Origin of the sequence: Streptomyces sp. NPDC127197, assembly GCF_042672405.1 — a bacterium.
Classification (GTDB): domain Bacteria; phylum Actinomycetota; class Actinomycetes; order Streptomycetales; family Streptomycetaceae; genus Streptomyces; species Streptomyces flavusporus.
In genome coordinates this window covers 1-1,913 of record NZ_JBHXVG010000131.1, presented here as the reverse complement: position 1 = coordinate 1,913, position 1,913 = coordinate 1, and the positions used below count along the sequence as shown (strand labels likewise).

Genomic DNA, 1,913 nt, shown 5'->3' with positions numbered 1-1,913 from the left:
GCGATGGACCGGGAAGAGTGGGGCGCAGGCCTGGACGGGGGCTTCGAGGCGTATCTCGTCGTGTTCGTACCCACCGCGAGCCAGCAGGCCCCGGCTGAACAGCAAGGCCACGCCGCCGCCGACCCCAACAGCGGCGGCCGCAGCGGCTTCGACCTGCTCGCCCCCGATCCCTGCCGGATGAGATCGCGGGCTCGCTGACTCCAGCGCACCGGGGCGGCGCGTCGACCCGTACCACTTCGCACGAAGACCCCAGGTCAGGCGCCCTCGCTATCCTGCAGGCCGACGCTGAATCTCAGCGTCCCCGTTGGCCGTGACGTCTACGTCGTATTACCAGCACGCGCTGCACCGACGATCCGACCTCTTGCGGCTCGGAGGGTTCGCAGATTCGCCCTGTCGGGAGCTGGTGCGATCGTCTGCTGGGATGTGCGGCCGTCGCCCGGCAGACTGCCCGACCTGGTGTTCGGCCTGAACCCGGAGGCCAGCCAGGGCGCCATCGTGCAGGCGCGTCTCCCGACCGCGTCGCAGCCGGCGCCGCGGTCGAGCGGCGCCGGTTCGGCGTACGGGCGGAGGATCAGCAAGAATGCTGGCGCCACTGCTGGTTCGGCACTGCGACAGACATGCGTCACGCCGTGCCGAACCATGCCTCCGCAAGCGCAAGTAGTGTTCCTTCGGCAGGTACGTGCAGTTCCCTCATGTACCAGGGGAGGTTGCTGTACACGTGCAGCACCGTGTACGCGAGCAGTTCGGACGGCTCGAAGGTGTGGCCGTACGCGCTGGTGAGCCGGGTCAGCAGGTCCGGATCACCGCGGGTGACGAACAGACCGACGCCCACGAAGTCGTACGCGCGGTCACCGATCATGGCTGGTTCGAAGTCGAAGAGCCCGGTCAGGCGCCACCCGTCGGGATCGACGAGGAAGTGCTGCTGCATGACCTCGGTGTGGAGCAGGGAACGGTGCGGGGTGCGCGGCAGTGGGACCGAGGCCAGGAAGTCCGGGATCTGCTCCAGCCAGGCGGCCGGCAGTCCGTGGGCGCGCTGCTGTTCCACCGCACCGGCACGTTGGCGGTCCAGGAAGACGCCCCAGTCTCCCGGACCGAGGACGTCTGCGAGAGGATCGGGGTTGAGGGAGTGCAGTACCGCCAGGGTCTCACCCACGTCGGTGACAAGCCGTTCACGGTGGCTCCGTGGAATGCGGTCCCAGGAGCCGGCCAGGTTCTCGCCGCGGAGCCGGGACATCAGGACGTACTGCCAGCCGTTCTCGTACGGACCGAAGTCACGCACCTGCGGTGTCGGTACCGGCAGCCGTCCCTGGACGTGCGTGAGGACGCGGCCTTCGGCGACGCCGTCCTGGGCGGCGGCTCCGGGGAACAGTTTGAGAACGTGCTCGTCACCCACCACGTAGACCGGCTGCGATCCGTCCGGGAAACGAGTCAGCGGTGCGCCGGCAAGACCGAGGCGTGCACAGAGGTCCTCCACTCCGGGGCGCATCACCGTCTCGTTGGGAACAACCGCGTCCCACTCTTCGTCCGTTTCCACCGGAGGCAGCATGATCGGGACCGTAGGCCGCCGGTTGCCGGGAAGCAACGGAGTTTCACGGCCCTCGCGCCCGATGCCGTTCGACCGGATGCGTGATCTGTCGAACAGGCCCATGTGCTGCTGAGTGCCAAGGTGGCACCAGCGGACCGCCGCACCCCCGGCAGAACCGCGCCCCGGCGTCTTCGCCCGTGCCCACGACCAGCCGCAGCCGGGGCACCCCGTCCCTGCCCATACGGCCACCGTACGAAGCGAAAGGGGCCGCCGGGAGTACCGGTGGCCACTGGTCAACCTTCCCTACGTTCTTCTCTGGGACCGGGCGAGCCCTTCGTATGGTTGGCCCACCCAGGGGCGTCGGGTGTGGCTTTCAACCTTCTGCCGC

Annotated in this window: 2 protein-coding genes; one reads left to right on the top strand and one right to left on the bottom strand. The window is 68.7% G+C overall.

All coding sequences use genetic code 11. The features are described 5' to 3' along the window. A partial coding sequence (locus ACFVJQ_RS45890) for a hypothetical protein (protein ID WP_385791948.1) occupies positions 1–198 on the top strand: 198 nt, incomplete at its 5' end. Positions 199–622: 424 nt separating this feature from the next. Here the strand turns inward: ACFVJQ_RS45890 and ACFVJQ_RS45885 are convergent. After that, positions 623–1,546: a phosphotransferase gene (locus ACFVJQ_RS45885; protein ID WP_385791947.1), complete on the bottom strand. Its 924-nt coding sequence runs from the start codon at positions 1,544–1,546 to the stop codon at positions 623–625. Between the last annotated feature and the right edge of the window lie 367 nt (positions 1,547–1,913).

Bases quoted from the DNA above. Each gene is read 5' to 3' on its own strand.
- ACFVJQ_RS45885 (WP_385791947.1), bottom strand. From the start codon at position 1,546: ATGCTGCCTCCGGTGGAAACGGACGAAGAGTGGGACGCGGTTGTTCCC.